Annotated in this window: 10 protein-coding genes; 2 read left to right on the top strand and 8 right to left on the bottom strand. The window is 55.7% G+C overall.

The window, feature by feature from the left end; all coding sequences use genetic code 11:
- The 8 genes from BLP45_RS11155 to BLP45_RS11120 form a co-directional block, all read right to left on the bottom strand.
- Positions 1-1,580, bottom strand: a 1,580-nt coding sequence (locus BLP45_RS11155) for a condensation domain-containing protein (protein ID WP_256327792.1), incomplete at its 3' end; no start/stop codon positions are given.
- Between the two features lie 80 nt (positions 1,581-1,660).
- The gene (locus BLP45_RS11150; RefSeq protein WP_256327791.1) at positions 1,661-6,304 is read right to left on the bottom strand and encodes a type I polyketide synthase; all 4,644 of its coding nucleotides are present in this window, start codon (positions 6,302-6,304) and stop codon (positions 1,661-1,663) included.
- Positions 6,274-11,559, bottom strand: coding sequence for a non-ribosomal peptide synthetase (locus BLP45_RS11145; RefSeq protein WP_090372548.1), 5,286 nt, complete (start codon positions 11,557-11,559; stop codon positions 6,274-6,276). Before BLP45_RS11145 ends, BLP45_RS11150 begins: the two co-directional genes overlap by 31 nt.
- 105 nt (positions 11,560-11,664) lie before the next feature.
- Positions 11,665-12,375, bottom strand: coding sequence for a 4'-phosphopantetheinyl transferase family protein (locus BLP45_RS11140; protein WP_090372547.1), 711 nt, complete (start codon positions 12,373-12,375; stop codon positions 11,665-11,667).
- A complete protein-coding gene (locus BLP45_RS11135) occupies positions 12,353-13,090 on the bottom strand; it encodes a thioesterase II family protein (RefSeq protein WP_090372546.1) in 738 nt (245 codons plus the stop codon). Before BLP45_RS11135 ends, BLP45_RS11140 begins: the two co-directional genes overlap by 23 nt.
- Positions 13,090-13,320, bottom strand: a complete 231-nt coding sequence (locus tag BLP45_RS11130) for an MbtH family protein (protein ID WP_090372545.1) — start codon at positions 13,318-13,320, stop codon at positions 13,090-13,092. The genes BLP45_RS11135 and BLP45_RS11130 overlap by 1 nt, the downstream gene beginning before the upstream one ends.
- 217 nt (positions 13,321-13,537) lie before the next feature.
- Entirely contained in the window at positions 13,538-13,741 is a 204-nt protein-coding gene (locus BLP45_RS11125) for a FecR/PupR family sigma factor regulator (RefSeq protein ID WP_090372544.1), read from the bottom strand.
- 130 nt (positions 13,742-13,871) lie between these two features.
- Positions 13,872-14,384: an RNA polymerase factor sigma-70 gene (locus BLP45_RS11120; RefSeq protein WP_090372543.1), complete on the bottom strand. Its 513-nt coding sequence runs from the start codon at positions 14,382-14,384 to the stop codon at positions 13,872-13,874.
- A gap of 483 nt (positions 14,385-14,867) precedes the next feature.
- Between BLP45_RS11120 and BLP45_RS11115 the strand changes: the two genes are divergently transcribed.
- Both BLP45_RS11115 and BLP45_RS11110 read left to right on the top strand, forming a co-directional pair.
- Complete coding sequence (locus tag BLP45_RS11115; protein ID WP_090372542.1) at positions 14,868-16,244, top strand: efflux transporter outer membrane subunit; 1,377 nt, start codon at positions 14,868-14,870, stop codon at positions 16,242-16,244.
- Positions 16,241-17,494, top strand: a complete 1,254-nt coding sequence (locus tag BLP45_RS11110; RefSeq protein WP_256327790.1) for an efflux RND transporter periplasmic adaptor subunit — start codon at positions 16,241-16,243, stop codon at positions 17,492-17,494. Before BLP45_RS11115 ends, BLP45_RS11110 begins: the two co-directional genes overlap by 4 nt.
- Positions 17,495-17,585 lie beyond the last annotated feature (91 nt).

The raw sequence follows: 17,585 nt of genomic DNA, 5'->3' as shown, positions 1-17,585 counted from the left end.
ATCAGCGCCACCGCTTCCGGACGCGCTTCTACCTGCCGCTCGATCAACCGGTGAACAGGCTCGGCATCTCCATAACGCCGCTCATTCACGCCCCATGCCTTAAGTTGCGCGCGCTCGGCTTCACTAAGAAGCTCAACGTCGCCCAGGTTGCGCTCAGGATGCTCAGCCAGTTGCCCAAGAAGATGAAGGTAATGCTCGCCCAGCCGCTTGATGGTTTCCGGCTCGAACAGCTCGGCTGCATAGGTGAAGGTCGCCTCCAGCCTGTCATCAGGCTGCTCGACGGTATCCAGGGTCAATTCGAACTGGGCGGCCCGCTCGCCCAGCTCATGCTCTTCCACCACAAGTCCGGGCAATTGCTCAAGCGCACGGTAGTCCTCCCGCAGGTGGTTGTACATCACCTGAAATAGCGGGTTCTGATTCAGGTTGCGCTCAGGCTGTAGCGCTTCCACCAGTTGCTCGAACGGCAGGTCTTGATGGGCTTGGGCACCAAGCGCCGCTTCACGGGTCTGATCGAGAATGGCCCTGAATGGCATGCGCCCGTCAATGCGGCTGCGCAACACCTGGGTATTCACGAAGAAACCGACTATGTTCTCTATCTCAACCCGGTGACGGTTGGCAATCGGAACACCAACGCGAATATCGTTCTGTCCGGTATAGCGCTGCAGCAAGGCCTGAAAGCCCGCCAGCAAGGCCATGAAAAGAGTCGCGCCCTGACTCTGGACTTGGCGCTGCAAGCGCGCAACCAGCGTCGCCGGTAACGTGAAAGTATGGCCCGCGGCCCGGTAGCTGGCGATAGCTGGCCGCGGATGGTCGGTGGGAAGCTGCAATACCGGATGTTCGTCCCCTAACTGGCCGCGCCAGTAGGCAAGCTGGCGATCTTTTTCTCCCGCTTCCAGCCAGTTGCGCTGCCATATTGCATAATCGGCATACTGGATCGGCAACGCAGGCAAAACAGGTTCTTGTCCCTGAGTGCGAGCGCGATACCCTGCTACAAATTCGTCAATAACAATGCGATTAGACCAGGCATCCGATATGATGTGATGCATCACCACCACAAGAAGGTGTTCTTCCGATGCTATCCGGATGAGCGCAACCCGCAGCAGGGGACCTTGCGTGAGATCAAACGGCGTGCCGCTTATCCGACTGGCTTCTTCGTGCGCCCGCGTTGTGCGTTCCCCCGCCGGCAGACCGGAGAAGTCAATTATCGGAATATCCAGCTTCGGTTCGGCTTCAATGTCCTGCTCCGGCAATCCTTCCGCATTGGCCCGGAAAATCGTGCGTAGCGATTCATGTCGCCCGAACAGCGCCTCAAAGCTCAAACGCAACGCTTCAATATCCAGCTTGCCCGTCAGCCGCAATCCCCCGCTCAAATGATACGCGGTGCTCAATGGCTCCAGTTGCCATAAAAACCAGTGTCGCTGCTGAGCGTAGGAAAGTGGCGCCCGATCCGAAGGCTCCCGGGGCGAAATGGCCGGTTTGCGCTGTGCGGGAAGGCCGATACCCGCCAGCCGCTGCGCCAGCCGTTCCCGTTGCTCAGGAGTTAGACGCGCGCGTCTCTGCGCAAGATTGCTGCTACTCATGCTTGTTCCTTCTTTGTGCGTGGGCGCTAAGTCCGTAAAACATCATGCGGAAAGCCTTTGCTACTTGTCCAATGGGGTAATCACGAACATTCAATCTCATCCAACAGTTTCGCTTCAACCAGCTCCGCCAAGCCGGCAATGGTGGGAGACCTGAAAAAGTCGGCCGGATACATGTCAATTCCGAAAGCTGCCCGGACCCTCGAAAGCAGTTGTATTCCCAGCAAGGAATCTCCGCCTAGCTCAAACAGATTGTCATGTATACCAATAGCATCTATTCCAAGCAGGCTCTGCCAGATTTCTGCAATCTTCTTCTCCAACTCGCTCTCGGAAGGGATAAAAATGGTCTGCAATGCCGGTCTCGAGTATCTCTGTTGACCTCCCTGTTTTTTGGTATCAGCGAATGTAAAAGGCTGAGCAACCAAGTCTTCCTGGGTCTGGCTGAGCCTTGCGTTCAAGTCAAGAGTGGAGACAATTACCTGAGGTCGAAGCACACCGTTCACGATACGCTCAAAAGCCTGGACCCCCTCATTCGGCGAAATTCCCACTCCGTCCGGCATAGCCATGCCTGCTGCCATCCCGACTTCTCGCCAGCTGTCCCAATTGACTGAAACAACGGGAAATACTGATTCACGGTGAGCGTCATGGGCAATGGCATCAAGATAGGCGTTGGCTGAGCAATAGTCGACCTTGTTGAGCCCGCCTGCGATTGTCGCAAGCGATGAGCACAAGAACATGAAATCCAAAGGTTCATCTTTGAATATGGCTTGCAATGCCCTCGTTCCCTGTACCTTGGGAGCAAATACCTGCGCGACCATCGCCTCTGTTTTTGCCGAAATAAGCCCGCTACCGACTTCTCCTGCCGCGTGAATAACGCCATGAATTGCACCAAAGCGCTGATGCGCCCGTGTGACGGCCGTCTGCAGCTCGGCCTGGATCGCGGCATCGGCTCGCAATACCAGCACATCCGCGCCCAGGGCCTCGAGCCGCATGACCTTCTCAATCTTGCTGCGCGTTGTATCCGCTTCGCCCATGGTCGACAGCAGCCTTGGCCAATTCTCCCGCGGCGGAAATTCCGAGCGTCCCAACAGCACGAGCTTCGCCTGCCGGGTTTCCGCCAAATGTTCGGCTAGGGTAAGGCCGATGCCACCCAGTCCGCCGGTAATGAAATAAACGCCGCCCTGTCTGAGGCTGTTTCGTATTGGCGCAGGGCACCGGATGGGCTCGAAAATTTGAACCCAGCGATGAGGCCCTCGATAGGCGACGATGGATGCGACAGAATCGGTTTGTGATTCGGCGAGAATCTGTTTGACAAGCCGGGTTTTCGCGATTCTGTCGGCAGGCTGCGGTTCGACGTCGACAATACGACAGGTAAGATTTGAGTATTCCTGCGGAATAACCTTGCACGGCCCGAGCAAGAGGGCTTTTTCCGGACGAAGCCGTTCATTGCCCGCGACGTCTTCCAACTGATTGGTCACAATAGTAATTTTTGCTTTTTTGCCGGTGGGAATAACCGCCTTGACACTTTCCAGAGCTTGCGAAAGGTAAAACAGGCTAAAGAAGTTTTTCGTGTAGCTCTCGGTAAGAGACCGCGCTTCGGTGGCCGTAGTCATGCTCCAGAGATGGAAGATATGGCCGATTGTTCTGCCGTCATTGCGGATGGCATCCAGGAGAAGGTCGTAATCGTGTCGCTCTCCGGGGCGCACGATGTAGTGATCCTTATCCTGCCGACGGAATGCGGAACCTTCCGACACCACGATGGGCACGATGCCCTTGCTAGACAAATACGCGACCAGCTCCGCCCCAAGGTGGCGCTCATCTTTAAAGATCAGCAGTCCAGCCAAATTGGCGAAATCGTCGTTAATCGTAACCGTGTCGGCGCGCTGCCAGGAAGGCGCATAAAACCAGTCGTCCAGCCCGCGTACGTGTGATTGATTCCCTTCACTCATACGCGCAGGCATTCTATTTTCTGCTTCATCACGGCCTTCAGCATTTCCAGAGCCTGGCTTAACCCAGTAGGACTGACGCTGGAATGGGTATGTCGGCAATGGAACACGGCGCCGGCTTTCCCCGGCATGGAAACCTTTCCAGTCAACTGAAAGTCCGCTCAACCAAAGCCGGCCGAGACTCAGGTATAAGTGCTTTTGGCCGCTCTCTGGCAAATGTGCCTTGCCGGGATGCGGCAAGGACGAAAGAATGAGCTGCTCTGGCCTTGCGGCGGGATGCCTTTTTGCAAGGGTAGTCAGAGTTTCCCCGGGTCCAACCTCCAGCAGAATGCGGGCCGGGTTACCCAGCAATTCGTGCACGCCATCGCCGAAGCGTACCGTTCCGCGCAAATGCCGTCCCCAGTAATTGGGATCGGTCGCTTCCTGCGACGTAATCCAGTCCCCGCTGAGATTGGAAAGAAATGGAATTTTTGGCTGACGCAAGCCAATCTTTCTGACCGCATCCACGAAACAAGGCAGCATGGGCTCAACCATCGAAGAGTGGAATGCGTGGGAAACATGTAACCTCCGGCTTCCGATATCTTTATTCGCCAGCCTGCCGTCCACGGCCTCGATTGCTGCCGTTGAGCCCGAAATGACGCAAAGCTCCGGTCCATTCACTGCGGCAAGGTCGCAGCTTGCATTGAGATAAGGAGTTATCTCCGTTTCGGGCAACACCACCGCCAGCATTGCGCCAGCTTCCATTTTCTGCAATAAGCGTCCTCGAATCACGACCAGATGCAATGCGTCTTCCAGGGAGAACACATCCGCGAGGCAAGCGGCAACGTATTCACCTATGCTGTGGCCTATCATCGCTTCGGGTACGATACCCCATGACATCCACAGCCGGGCTAACGCATATTCCACGACAAAAAGTGCTGGCTGCGTGACTTCCGTTTGCCCGATCCGCGCCGACGATTCGGCCCGATCAGCCTGATCGGGCCCCGGATACAGAAGCGTCAGAAGATCGAAACCAAGATACGGTTTCAACAAATCGAGGCAGCGATCAAACTCGCGGCGGAAAACGGGCTCGCTATGGTAAAGATCACGGGCCATATCGACATATTGAGCGCCCTGACCCGGAAAAAGGAAGGCTACCGGATGGTTCTCAAAGGCAACCTGCCGGGTGAGAAAGCCAGTCGAATCGCGATTCCCCAAAAGGCTGGCCGCACCGCCACTGTCGCTGCAAAGCGCGATTGCCCGGTGAGCAAAGCCTTTTCTCCCCGTCTGAAGCGTATATGCGACATCCGCGAGCGGTAACTCGGGATGCGTTGTGAGCCAATCCCTCAAACGGACGGTCATCGCTTCCAGAGCTTCACCGCTGCGCGCTGAAAGTGTCAGCATTTGCCAATTTCTGGCTGGCCCGGAAGGTTCCATTGGCGGGGCTTCTTCAAGAACCACATGAACATTTGTGCCACCTATGCCAAAGGAGCTTACGCCGGCGCGACGCGGCGTTGACCCATTCTGCCAAACTCTGCTGGTGGTATTGACATAAAAAGGGCTCGCCGAAAAATCGATCTCAGGGTTAGGTTGCTCAAAATTTAGGCTGGGTGGAATTATTCGATGCTTTAGCGCAAATACGGTTTTGATCAAGCCGGCGACGCCAGCTGCTGCATCCAAGTGACCCACATTCGTCTTAACCGACCCGATACCGCAGAATCCGCGTCGTTTCGTACTTTCGCGGAATGCTTGCGTCAGCGCTGCAATTTCGATGGGATCACCTATCGTGGTCCCGGTCCCATGCGCCTCGACATAACTGATCGTATCCGCCGCTACCCCCGCGATTGCCTGGGCAGCGAGAATGACTTCTGCCTGTCCTTCGACACTAGGCGCGGTGTAGCCCACCTTCGCCGATCCATCATTGTTGATTGCCGACCCTTTGATCACGGCATGAATCGTATCGCCATCGGCCAGCGCGTCAGCCAGCCTTTTCAGCACTACAACGCCGACGCCGGTGCCGATAACCGTACCCGCAGCCTTTGCGTCAAAGGCACGACAGTGGCCGTCGGGCGAGAGGATCGCTCCGGGCTGATAATGGTAACCGCCGTCATGCAACAGATTGACCCAGACGCCCCCGGCCATTGCCATGTCGGCCTCGTAATTGAGTAACCCGCGGCAGGCGACGTGAACGGCTGCCAGCGAGGTGGAGCAGGCGGTTTGCACGGTAATTCCGGGTCCGCGCAGATTGAGCTTGTAGGACACCGTCGTCGTCATGGAGTCCTTGTTATTGCCGTTCATCAACCCTTGTAAAGAAGAAATATCCTGCATGTTCGAGAAACACCCACTGGAAAATAGATTCAGCAGCAGGTAGGTATTGACGCCGCAACCTGCGTAGACACCGACGGGAACGGAACATCGTGTCGCGTCATAGCCCGCGTCTTCCAAAGCCTGCCACGCCACCTCCAGGAAGAGCCGATGTTGTGGATCGGTTTCCGCTGCCTCACGTGGGGTATAACCGAAGAAGGAGGCGTCGAAGAGGTCTACGCCGTCCAGCTGGGCGCCCGCTTTTATGTAATATGGATCATCCAACGTCTTGCGCGTCACGCCGCGGGCCAGTAACTCCTCTTCGGTAAAGAAAGTGACAGATTCCACCCCATCCCGAAGGTTGCGCCAGAAGGTCTCTACATCGTCCGCACCTGGAAAACGTCCTGCCATCCCGATGATCGCAATATCGATATCGGCTCTTTCCGTTGATTCTTCCACATGATCCATCAATGAGTCCTCCCTGCTTTCTGCTTCCATTGAATAAAAGTGCCACGTTGCCGCTGCGCCCGCTCCTGGTGGAGCGGCAGCGATAAATGCTCCTTGTGTTCTTGGCCGAGAAACTGGGCCAAACTGGAGACCGTGGTGTATCTGAAAAGATCGATAATGGTGACGCGAGTTTTCAACCGCTCTTCCAGCTTGCATTGAACCTTGATCAGCAGCAGCGAATGGCCACCCAGATCGAAGAAATTGTTGTGCAGCCCCACACGAGGAACCTCCAGAATTTCGGCCCATATCTCTGAAATCATCGCTTCCATCCTATTACCCGGAGCCTCGTAGTCCGGTTGCTCGGGTTGCTCAGGAGCGGGCAACGCATTACGGTCTACCTTACCATTGGGGCTGAGCGGAAGCGCGTCCAGGAACACAAACGCGCCGGGAAGCATGTAATCGGGGAGCACGGCACCGAGCGCAATCTTCAGCATCGACGAATTCAGCAGCACACCATCGTGAGCCACCACATATGCGATCAGGCGCGTACCATTTCGGCTCTCCTGGGCTACCACTGCCGCCTCACGTACCCCGGTCTGAGCAAGCAACTGCGCTTCGATCTCACCCAACTCGACGCGGAAGCCACGAATCTTGATCTGATGGTCGAGACGGCCCACGTATTCCAGCTGGCCATTCATCCGCCAACGCACCAAGTCACCGGTACGATAGAGGCGTCCTCCTGTCTGGCTGAATGGATCGGCTACGAATCGCTCGCTTGTCAATGTCGGACGATGGAGATAACCGCGCGCCAGGCCCAGTCCCCCGATATAGAGCTCACCCGGGGTTCCGGCAGGCGCGAGGTTGAGCTCCGTATCGAGCACATACACATTTCGTTCGCCGACTGGGCGACCAATCGGCGCATAGTCTCCATCGATGCTCGCTGCAGCACTGTCTATCCAGGCGGTTGGCGTAATAATTGTTTCTGTCGGGCCATAAGCATTCACAAGCCGAACATTCTCGAAGGCCGCCCGGGTCGCGGCAAGGTCTGCGGCAAACCATGCTTCCCCGCCCGCGATACACGTGCGGACGGAAGAGCCGTTATCTCGCTTGAGCGGCAGGATCAGACGCAAGTACGCAGGAGGCAAATGCAGCGTCGTTATCCCATGGGCTGCGATCAGGTCGGTGAAACTATCGGTCGCCAGTCCGCGTGCGGACGACAGCACAATCGTTCCACCTTCGCACAACGGAGTCATCCATTGTTCTGCGGCGGCATCGAAATTCATCGAAAAAAACATTAACTCCCGGTCCCCGGGCTGAACATCGTAGATTTCTCTGATGGCAGTCAAATGCATTGCCAAAGGGCCGTGGGTAACCATTACACCTTTGGGTCTGCCGGTCGACCCCGAGGTATAGATGACGTAGGCAAGGTTATCACCGTGTAAAGCAATCTCGGGGTTGGTCGCAATTCCGATATTTAGATCAAATGTGTCGAATTCGAGCACGTCCAGCTTTGACGAATGAGGAATGCCCGCCTTGATATGAGTTTGTGTCAGCAGCAACCGGATGCCGCTATCTTCCACCATGTAATTGATGCGATCCGGCGGATATTCCGGATCCAGGGGCACGTATCCGCCTCCCGCCTTCAAAATGGCCAGGAGGCCGACCACCATCTCAATGGAGCGTTCCATCGCTATTCCAACCTTTATTTCCGGCTTTACGCCCAACTCCATGAGTCGATGCGCGAGCCGATTCGCTCTGCGATTCAGTTCCGCGTAGCTTAATTCGGTGTCACCGAAAACCACGGCAGCAGCGTGAGGATTTCTATCCGCCCGCCGCTCAATCAGCTTGTGCACGGGCTGTGCCACCGGAAAATGCGACTCATTGGTTCCCCAGCCTTGGAGTTGAACCTTGTCAGCTTCGCTTAACAGGTCAACGTCACCAATTGCCCGGTGAGGATGTTCAGCCAGCGTCCGTAGCATGTGCACATAGTGCCGGGCCAGTCGCTCAACAGTTCGCAAGTCAAAGAGCTCGCGGGCATGAATGAAACTGGCACGCACACTGCCGTCCGGCGATTCGATTGTTTCAAGGGTTAGTTCAAACTGGGCTGCCTGCTCGCCGAGTTCATAATCTGCCACCGTAAGGCCGGGGAGTTGGTAAAGGGCGCGATAGTCCCTGAGCAGATGATTGATCGTTACTTGGAACAGCGGGCTATGGCTCAGGCTTCTTTGTGGCTGCAATGCTTCCACCAACTGCTCGAATGGCAGATCCTGGTGAGCTTGGGCGTCAATGGCAGCTTCCCGCACTTGATCCAGAACGTCCGAAAGGATCATGCGTCCATGTAACTGGGCGCGCAATACTTGAGTGTTCACGAAGAAGCCGATCAGACCTGCGGTTTCGGCTTGGTTCCGATTCGCGACCGGCACCCCGATACGGATATCCTGTTGTCCTGCATGGCGATACAACAAAGCCTGAAACCCGGCCAGCAATGTCATGAAAAGCGTCGCTCCCCGGTTCTGAGCCAACCGGCGCAATCCGTTCAATATTTCCGATGGCAAATCGAAGGCGTGCCGTGCCGCTTGATAACTTGCTACCGGTTGCCGCGGTCGGTCCGCGGGTAGCGCCAATATCGGGTGTTCCTTGCCCAGATAATCGCGCCAGTAGGTCAGTTGCCTATTCTTCTCGCCCGCTTCCAGCCAGTTTCGCTGCCATACGGCATAGTCCGCATATTGGATCGGCAGGATGTCTAAACGTAACGTTTCTCCTTGCACATGAGCGAGATAACGCGCCGCAAGCTCATCGATTAAAATCTGCATCGAAGCGCCATCAGAGATGATGTGATGCATGACCAGCACCACGATATTTTCCTTTTCTGCGATTCGGAGCAGGGCGATCCGGAGCAATGGACCCCGGGTGAGATCAAAAGGACGTGCTATGACCTGCTGCGCCCCCTCCGCCGCCCATGCTTCGCGCTCTGAAACAGCCACATCGCGTAAATCAACCTGTGCGATGTCAATCTGCGATACCGGCTGAATCACCTGCTCAACGGAGCCATCTGATCCTGCGCGAAAAATCGTGCGCAGCGATTCATGCCGTTCGATCAGGCCATTAAAGCCGGCCCGCAGCGCCTGCACATCCAGCGGACCGGATAATCGCAGGGCATGTCGAACGTGATATGCGGTACTTGACGGATCCAACTGCCAAAGGAACCATTGACGCTGCTGGCCGAAAGACAAAGATAACGAGCGGGTTCTGTGCCCCGCCGGCAAAACACTGATGCTGGCCTTGCGGCGAGGCGCGCCTATGGATAACAAACGCCTGATCTCTAGAGCACACTCGTGCAATCTCGGATTTTCGAACAGGCTACGCACCGCGAAATCGATCTCCCAGTAATCGGCGATGCGTGCGGCAGCCTGCACTGCGGCAAGCGAGTTGCCACCACTGGCAAAAAAATGTTCATCACGGCCAAATTCTCCGCGGCCGAGCACCGCTTCCCAGATAGCCGCCAGCGCGATCTCGGTTTCATCTTTTAACGTTTGCGGTGCTTGAGCACTCCCGCCCAATACATAGCCGCCATGTTCATAAATTGCATAGGCATCCAGCGTACGCTCACGCCGCCCCCGCGCGCATGCGGCGCGCTGCAGTTTTCCGCTGGAGGTCTTTGGCAGAGCGCCTGGATTCAATAACACAACCACTGACAGAGGTTCATGGCAACTGCCGCTGACCGCTTCGCTCAACGCCTGCACCAAAGTCTCGACCGGAATGAGTTTCTGCATGCCCCTGGATATTTCAACCGCAACACCGATTCCTTCGCCCGCCGCAGTTTCCACCGAAAATGCGGCGACTCGCCCCTTCCGTGCCGCCTCGACTTCTTCTTCCACTATCTGCTCAAGATCCTGTGGATAAATGTTCTGCCCACGTATGATAATGAGGTCTTTGTGCCGCCCCGCGATATACAATTGCCCGGTGTAGAGGAAGCCAAGGTCTCCGGTTCGCAGCCAGCGTTCGCCCTCGTGGTTCACAAAAGTTTCCGACGTTTCCTGTGACCGCCGCCAGTAGCCGCGCGCAAGGCTTGGCCCGCCGATCCAGATTTCGCCGATATTCCCATCTGTTAATTGATTCAACGTTTCCGGCTCGACGATTCTTACCGTGTGGCCCGGTACCGGCGCCCCGCAAGCCACCAGGGAGGTGCCGCGCTCGGCCACCTCCGCCCGGCCTTGCGCCAGCGTTTCAGCAGAGAAGCGATGTCCCTCCACGCCATCCCCGCGCGTGCCTCCGGTAATCAAAAGCGTGGCTTCAGCCAAGCCATAGCACGGATAAATTGCGCCTGCTGCGAATCCTGCCGGTGCGAGGCATTCAGCGAAGGCGTTCATGGTGGCGTGCCTCACTGGCTCCGCACCCGAAAATGCGACCCGCCAGCTCGACAAATCGAGATCTTGCAACTGGGCGGTCCTGACGCGCTCGACGCATAGCTGAAAAGCAAAATTTGGGGCTCCACTGACTGTAGCACGATGACGGGAGATCGCCTCTAGCCAACGTACCGGCCGTTCGATAAAAAACTTGGGCGTCATCAGCACCACTGGAATACCGCGATGGATAGGTTGCAACACACCCCCGATCAAACCCAGATCGTGGTAAAGAGGGAGCCAGCTGACGAATATGTCCTCTGCGCAGATTGACATGCTCTGCTCGAAAGCCCTGGCATTCACCATCAGGTTGCCATGGCTGACCATGACCCCTTTTGGGGTAGAAGTGGACCCTGAGGTATATTGCAGGAACGCGATATCATCATCTTGAGGCGTATATGAGCGCCATGCCGAAGCCTCATCAAGCTTTACTGCGTCAACCGCGATCACCACAGCTTGATCAAATTGCGCGATGGCTGCATCACTAATCAGGGGCAGGATTTCGCTTGTGGTGAGAATGCAACGTGCTTCTGCATCGGACGCGATTGCGAGCAGCCGTGCCAGATGCCGCTCGCGCACGGATTCAGGCGGAAAAACGGGCACAGCGATCAGGCCGGCATAGAGGCAGGCGAAGAATCCGATGACGTAATGCTCGTCGTTATCAAGCAGTAGTAGCGCCCGCTCACCTGGCGAGAATCGTTCCTGCAGGGCGGCGGCAAGCGCGCGAACATGCTGATCCAGTATTCTATAGTCGAGCTTCTTATCGACGGCCCCGTCATTCTCGGGACCCTCCGGCCGCACCACGATCAGCGCCGTATCGTGAGGACGTGTCGATGCCAGTGTCAGCAAATGCGTAACCATATTTGCTGGATAATTTCGACGCGAGATTAATCTTGCCTTCATCGTAAATTCCTGTTTCCCTCTATTCCGTTGGTTATCCGGAACCTGTTGGAACAATCAAAGATCATGCGACAACCGATGCTGATCACGCTTTTTACGTATTACGCTTCACATCATTCTCTTCTGTTGCCGAGACGTTCCGCGACAATCAGTAGCTGGATCACTGCTTTTCGCTGCCAGTGCCGCGGCGTAACAATCAGGCGCTTCAATTGTCCAAGCCCTTATACCTGCCCATTCGGGACGGTCATATGCGATCCGGTAGCTTTCCCCATCACCCGGCAAGACGGAAATCGCTTGCAAATGCTCGGAAATACCCAGACCCAGGGCTTTGAGCACGGATTCTTTTGCAACCCAGTGATCAATGAAATCGTCAGCCGTTTTCAATCCGGACCGGCGCTCCAGCGGTGAGAAGACATACTCAGCCAGATTTTTTGAATCTATCCGGCGATTGCGGTATTCGATATCCACGCCGACCTGATCGCTGGTCGAAAGTGCAATCAGTGCAAAGTGGCCTGCGTGCGAAACATTGAACTCGATCCCCGCCTCCTCCCGCAGGCTGGGCTTACCATGACGGTTCACGGCAAAGTGTAGCTTGCCCGGTGGCAGCATTACCCTTGAAGCCAGCATTCGCCGCAGAGCCGCCCGCGTCGCAATCGAGCGCACCTGGTCTTCGTGTCTGCGAAAACGTAGCGCACGCGTGCGCTCATCCTCGCTCAGCAGGGACACATCCGAATCCGATATTGGCATCAGGAGGTTCAGCTTGAGCTGCCAGACTTCGATGGTGGACGGAACAGTCTCAGGCAGAGACAAGCGCTGCATTGGGTGCCTCGACAGGATTTCCTGCCAAACGTTGTACCAGAACGGGAAGAAATGCCTCTTCGTGCTGTCTAAGAAAAAAGTGGCCTCCGTCAAACCGGTCCAGGGAGAAACCACCAGTGCCTTCGACTCGCCATTTCTCTAGCCTGGACTTATGAATCTCATCGGCGCGCCCGCCGAAAACATGAATTGGTATCGGTAGCGGCGGCAATTCCTCATAACGGAAACTTGCGCAGATGCGGTAATCCGCGGCGAGCAAAGTCAGCGTCATAGACAGCAGTTCGGGATTCTCGAACACCTCCTCAGGCGTCCCGTTCTGCTTCCGCAGATCGGCGATGAGAGAGGCTTCACTCTCCTTATCGGCGTAGCGTTTCCAATCCTGCTGAGAGGGTGCGGCGCAAGCTGATACCAATAACGCGACGGGCAACGCCTGCATTCTGGAGCGTATGCAGTGGGCAATGCGATAAGCCAGCAAGGCGCCCATACTGTGCCCGAAGAGTGCATATCGCTGCGGAGGATGCGTTCCAAGCTCGTCACACAATCTGGCAGCCAGCGCCGCAAAAGTCTTTTCGGGAGTTTCATGCAGACGCCCACCCCGGCCAGGTAATTCGAGCGGCTGCATCTGCACCCACGAGGGCAGTCTGCGCCGCCAACGCAGATACATGGCGGCACTGGCACCTGCGCAAGGTAAGCTGAATAGCGTCAGCGGCGCAGGCATTACTGGACTACACCCGGCGCCTGCTCGTCCATGAAGCGCCGCAGACTCAACGGACGCATGTCGGTCCAGACTTTTTCGATATATTCCAAGCAGGTTTTCTTGTCACCAACCATCCCCGTATCACGCCAGCCACCAGGTATCGCTTTCCATTCCGGCCAGATCGAATACTGCTCTTCGTGATTCATCAGGACCCGGAAGGTTCCATCTTCACGATCGAAACAACTTGTCATAAAAGATTCCTAGATTTGATAAATAGAAATGCCCCGATCCGGTAGATCAGAATGCTTCTTATTCAACTAGACGAATCAGGAGAAGGAAAATACAAGAGAAACTGGCAGGAGCCTGTATTTTTAGCAGGTTAAATTACTAATCAAATACAGGAATGATGGAAATAGCGAGAAAAGTGGCGGCTGGCAATTTGCGGCAACCTGGAAGATGGATGACTGTTCACTCTTTATCGGAGTGCGGAATCAGACCGGTCAGTAGCCACAAATGGGAAGCCTCCTCGTAAGCAGCGCGATTGGCGGGATCTTTTTTCAGCCAGGCAATCAATTCATTCTCAGCAGCGGCGTCCAACGGCGACTCGTGCTGACGGATGATCCATTCCACCGCGGTTTGCCAGATTACATCGTCACGCTGGGAGTCCCCCATAAAGCTCACCTGGTGATTGGATCAACCCGCTATGAAGACGTCCGGCATCTTTCTGGTTTAGTCCGAATTAACCATTAATCCTATAAGATAATTGTAGCTGATAAAGTGGGATGACGATCGAGAAATGCGATTACATTGACTGGATGGCGGCCCGGCAATGATCCATCGCATCGTGGATCAGGATGTTCACTAGAGAAGTCGAAATTTCCAGTTTGGAAGCGATCGCACAATGAGTATGACCGTCGAGGCGATAGAGTTCGAAAACCCGTCTCGTCCGTTCAGGGAGTTCGGATAAAGCGCCTGCAATCAGCGCGAGATGCTGGCGGCTAATTGCCGTTGACTCTGGCGTTCCTATCAGGGCTGGAACATGGAACCCCTCTTCCTCCCGCTCGAAAAGCCCGCCCTCGAACGCAGCGCGCCGATGACGGTCAATGGCGAGATTGCGCACCATCTGGAGGAGATACGCCAATGGCTGCTTGATGTTCAATATCCCTGCTGTTTCAGTCACCTTGAGATAGGCGTCCTGCACGACATCCTCCGCCCGCTCGGGATTGCGCACGATATTCAGTGCAGCGCGGCGCAGTTGCGCCTGATGAGCGACAAACACGCTACTTAAATCAACGGTCTGCTGGTCCACAAGCATTCACCCCTCCCATCTATATTTAATTTATGAACAATAACGAGAATTGTTCGTATTATCATATAATAAATTGTGTTGTACAATACCAACAAAATTCCCACCGGTACCTATTACAACCCCATTACAACCACCTATTCTTATTAGCTACTGATTATGTTATAAATATTATTTGTTCCACTCACTCCCAGGCGGCAAAATTGTAGAAAATGGACCTACGTTGATTATTGTCAGCCTTATTTTTAAGACACTCGGTGGGCCACGTTAATTTTTTTGAGCTGCAAGGTATCTTTTGCCCCTATCTCTGCAAAAATTGCAGGTTTACGCATTGGTATCTGCTTTCTACGCCTCTAAGAATGGGATGAAATTTATCATCGTAGGACGATGGCTGATTCGTCTGAATACGTTCGGTCATCACGGCAAATTAATCGCTATTTGGTTCTCCGGACTCCACTGTTGCCAATCCACCTCTTAATCTGCCGAGCGCGCATGCCAAAGATCCTTGGGCTGGCCATTCTCACGATCTTTTTAACTGTTATTGGCGGCTGCAAGACAGCACCCGAGCGACGTGCCGAAGATGCTGGAGCGAAGATACCCTCTCATTGGAGTGCAACTGGTGAATCCAGGCAACAGCCTCCGGAACATTGGGTGGAAGCGTTCGGCAACCCTGATCTGAGTGCGCTGGTGCATAGCGCGCTAGCCGAGAACTATGACCTGAAAGCGGCGGCGGCACGCGTGGATGCAGCTGTGGCCCAGGCACGTATCGACGGCAGCGCTCGCTGGCCGCAGATATTCGTCGCACCGAATTACCAGCATGTACAGTTTCGGGAATCAGGATTCGGCCCAGTGACACTGAGTGCATTCCAAGCGATGTTCAGCCTCAATTGGGAGATGGATGTATGGGGACGAATTCGCGACTTAAGACAGGCTGCCGTTCGGGAAGCCGGCGCGGAAGCTGCTGATTTCCGTGGCGCACGATTGTCCCTGGCAGCGCGGGTAGCGCAAAGCTATTTCGAGCTGGCCGAGGCCAAGCTTCAGTCCGAGGTGGCAGCACAGTCGGTCGAAGACCGACGCACCATTGTCGATCTGGTAAAGGGACGCTTTGCACGCGGCATAGCGCACGCGCTCGATTTGCGTCTGGCGCTTACCGATCTCGCTACCGCCGAAGCGGAACTCAATGAGGCTCGCAACCAGATCCAACTCGTTACCCGCCGCCTGGAGGTGCTGCTTGGACGCTATCCCACAGGGAGCCTGACTGAAGCTTCTGTGCTACCGGATCCGCCCGAGGGCCTGCCCGCCGGGCTGCCTTCCGAACTGCTGGAGCGGCGACCCGATCTTGTTGCCGCTTTCGATCGTCTACTGGCCGCTGATTCCCGCGTGGAGAGTGCGAGGAAGCTATTGCTGCCGCGAATTGTCCTGACTGCCTTTGGGGGTACGCGCAGTGCGGCGCTGACCGATCTGATCGATCCTCGTGCGTTGGCATGGAACGTGGTGATGGGCATGATACAACCGGTATTCACGGGCGGACTCATAACCGGGCAGATCCGTCTGAACAAGGCTCGCGCGGAGGAAGCGCTTAATCTTTACAAGAGCACGGCACTCAATGCTTTTCGGGAAGTGGAACAGGTGTTGGCGGCTGATGAATGGTTACGTGAACAGGAAAAAGCGTTAAGAAAAGCCGTTGAGCAAACGGAAGCGAGTCGCAAGCTGGCTGTCTATTCCTACCGCCTCGGGTTTATCGAAATTCTCACGCTGCTGGACAGTTATCGCAGCACATTGAATGCACAAAGTGCCCATCTTTCGGTCAAACGGCAGTTGCTCACCAATCGCATCAATCTTTATCTGGCTTTGGGGGGTGGCGTTTGAAAAGCTATCCTGAGAGTGTGCTGAAAAATTTAAAATACGGAGGCGTGCTGAAAATCGCCGTCCCCATTTTTGTCGTGCTGGCCGGCATCAGCATTTCCTGGGCCATTGTCGTCCATCGGCCACCGCTAAAATCGCAAGTGTTGGAAAGTGAAACTCCGCTGGTGCAGGTAATCCGGGTTGAACCGCAGACACTCAAACTGAACATTCGCTCCCAAGGGGTGGTCGTTCCCCGTACCGAGATTGACCTGGTACCGGAAGTAGCTGGCCAGATAACCCGACTCCATCCGAGCCTCGCCGCGGGGGGATTTTTCGAAGCCGATGATATCCTGCTCACGATAGATCCGCGTGATTACGACTATGCAATCGCAGAGGCGCTTGCCCGGATCGCCGAAGCCGAGCGGCAGGTCATGCTGGAAGAGGCCCAGGCCGAACAAGCGCGCACTGAATGGAATTCCCTTGGAGAAGGCCAGCCATCCCCTCTGACCCTGCGCCAGCCGCAACTGGCGGAGGCCCGCGCCAAATTGAAAGCCGCGCAAGCCGATTTGACCAGGGCCCGTTTGCAGCGTAGCCGGTGCGAATGGCGCGCGCCATTTGCCGGAAGGGTTCGGAACAAGCACATCGGTCTCGGGCAATATGTTCAGCCGGGTGAAAAACTCGCCCGTCTTTATGCGATCGATGTCGCGCTGGTGCGCCTGCCGTTGGCCACCGAGCAGTTTGCCTATCTCGATCTGCTGCTGGACCACCGCAATGGAAAATCGGGTGCAGGTCCGAAGGTGACGTTAAGCGCGGAATTTGCGGGCGCCCTTCGGCATTGGGAAGGCCGCATCGTGCATGCCGAAGGCGCGCTGGACGAGGAAACCGGCCTGCTCCACGCCGTGGCTGAGGTACGGGATCCTTATATCGGTAAAGCTGGCCAACCGCCGCTCATGCCCGGACTGTTCGTGAAAGCGGAGATCGAAGGACGGGAACAACCCAATGTATTCGTCCTGCCTTCAGTCGCGGTAAATCCTGCACGAGAAGCGTTGTGGATCGATACGGAAGACCACCTGCACATTCGCCGGCTGGAGGTTCTGCGCAGTGAGCCGGACCGCGTCCTGGTAAAAGGCGGCTTGAATGCTGGCGATCGCGTGGTAATTTCCGGTATCCAGTTTCCAGTGGAGGGCATGAAAGTCAGGACCGAGACTGTAGTTCCGGGACAAACACTCGAAAAAACCACATCGGATATAACGGCTGAAAGCCAAATGCCATGATCGGTTTCCCGTATTCCCCTCCGTCGCGGCAATATGCGCTCGCCAGCCATTGTCATGCGCCTTGTAATCACCCCGGTTTTTTCAGCAACGC

It is taken from the genome of Nitrosospira sp. Nl5, from assembly GCF_900102495.1.
In the GTDB taxonomy this organism is placed as follows: Bacteria; Pseudomonadota; Gammaproteobacteria; order Burkholderiales; family Nitrosomonadaceae; genus Nitrosospira.
This window is presented reverse-complemented; position numbering and strand designations above follow the sequence as displayed.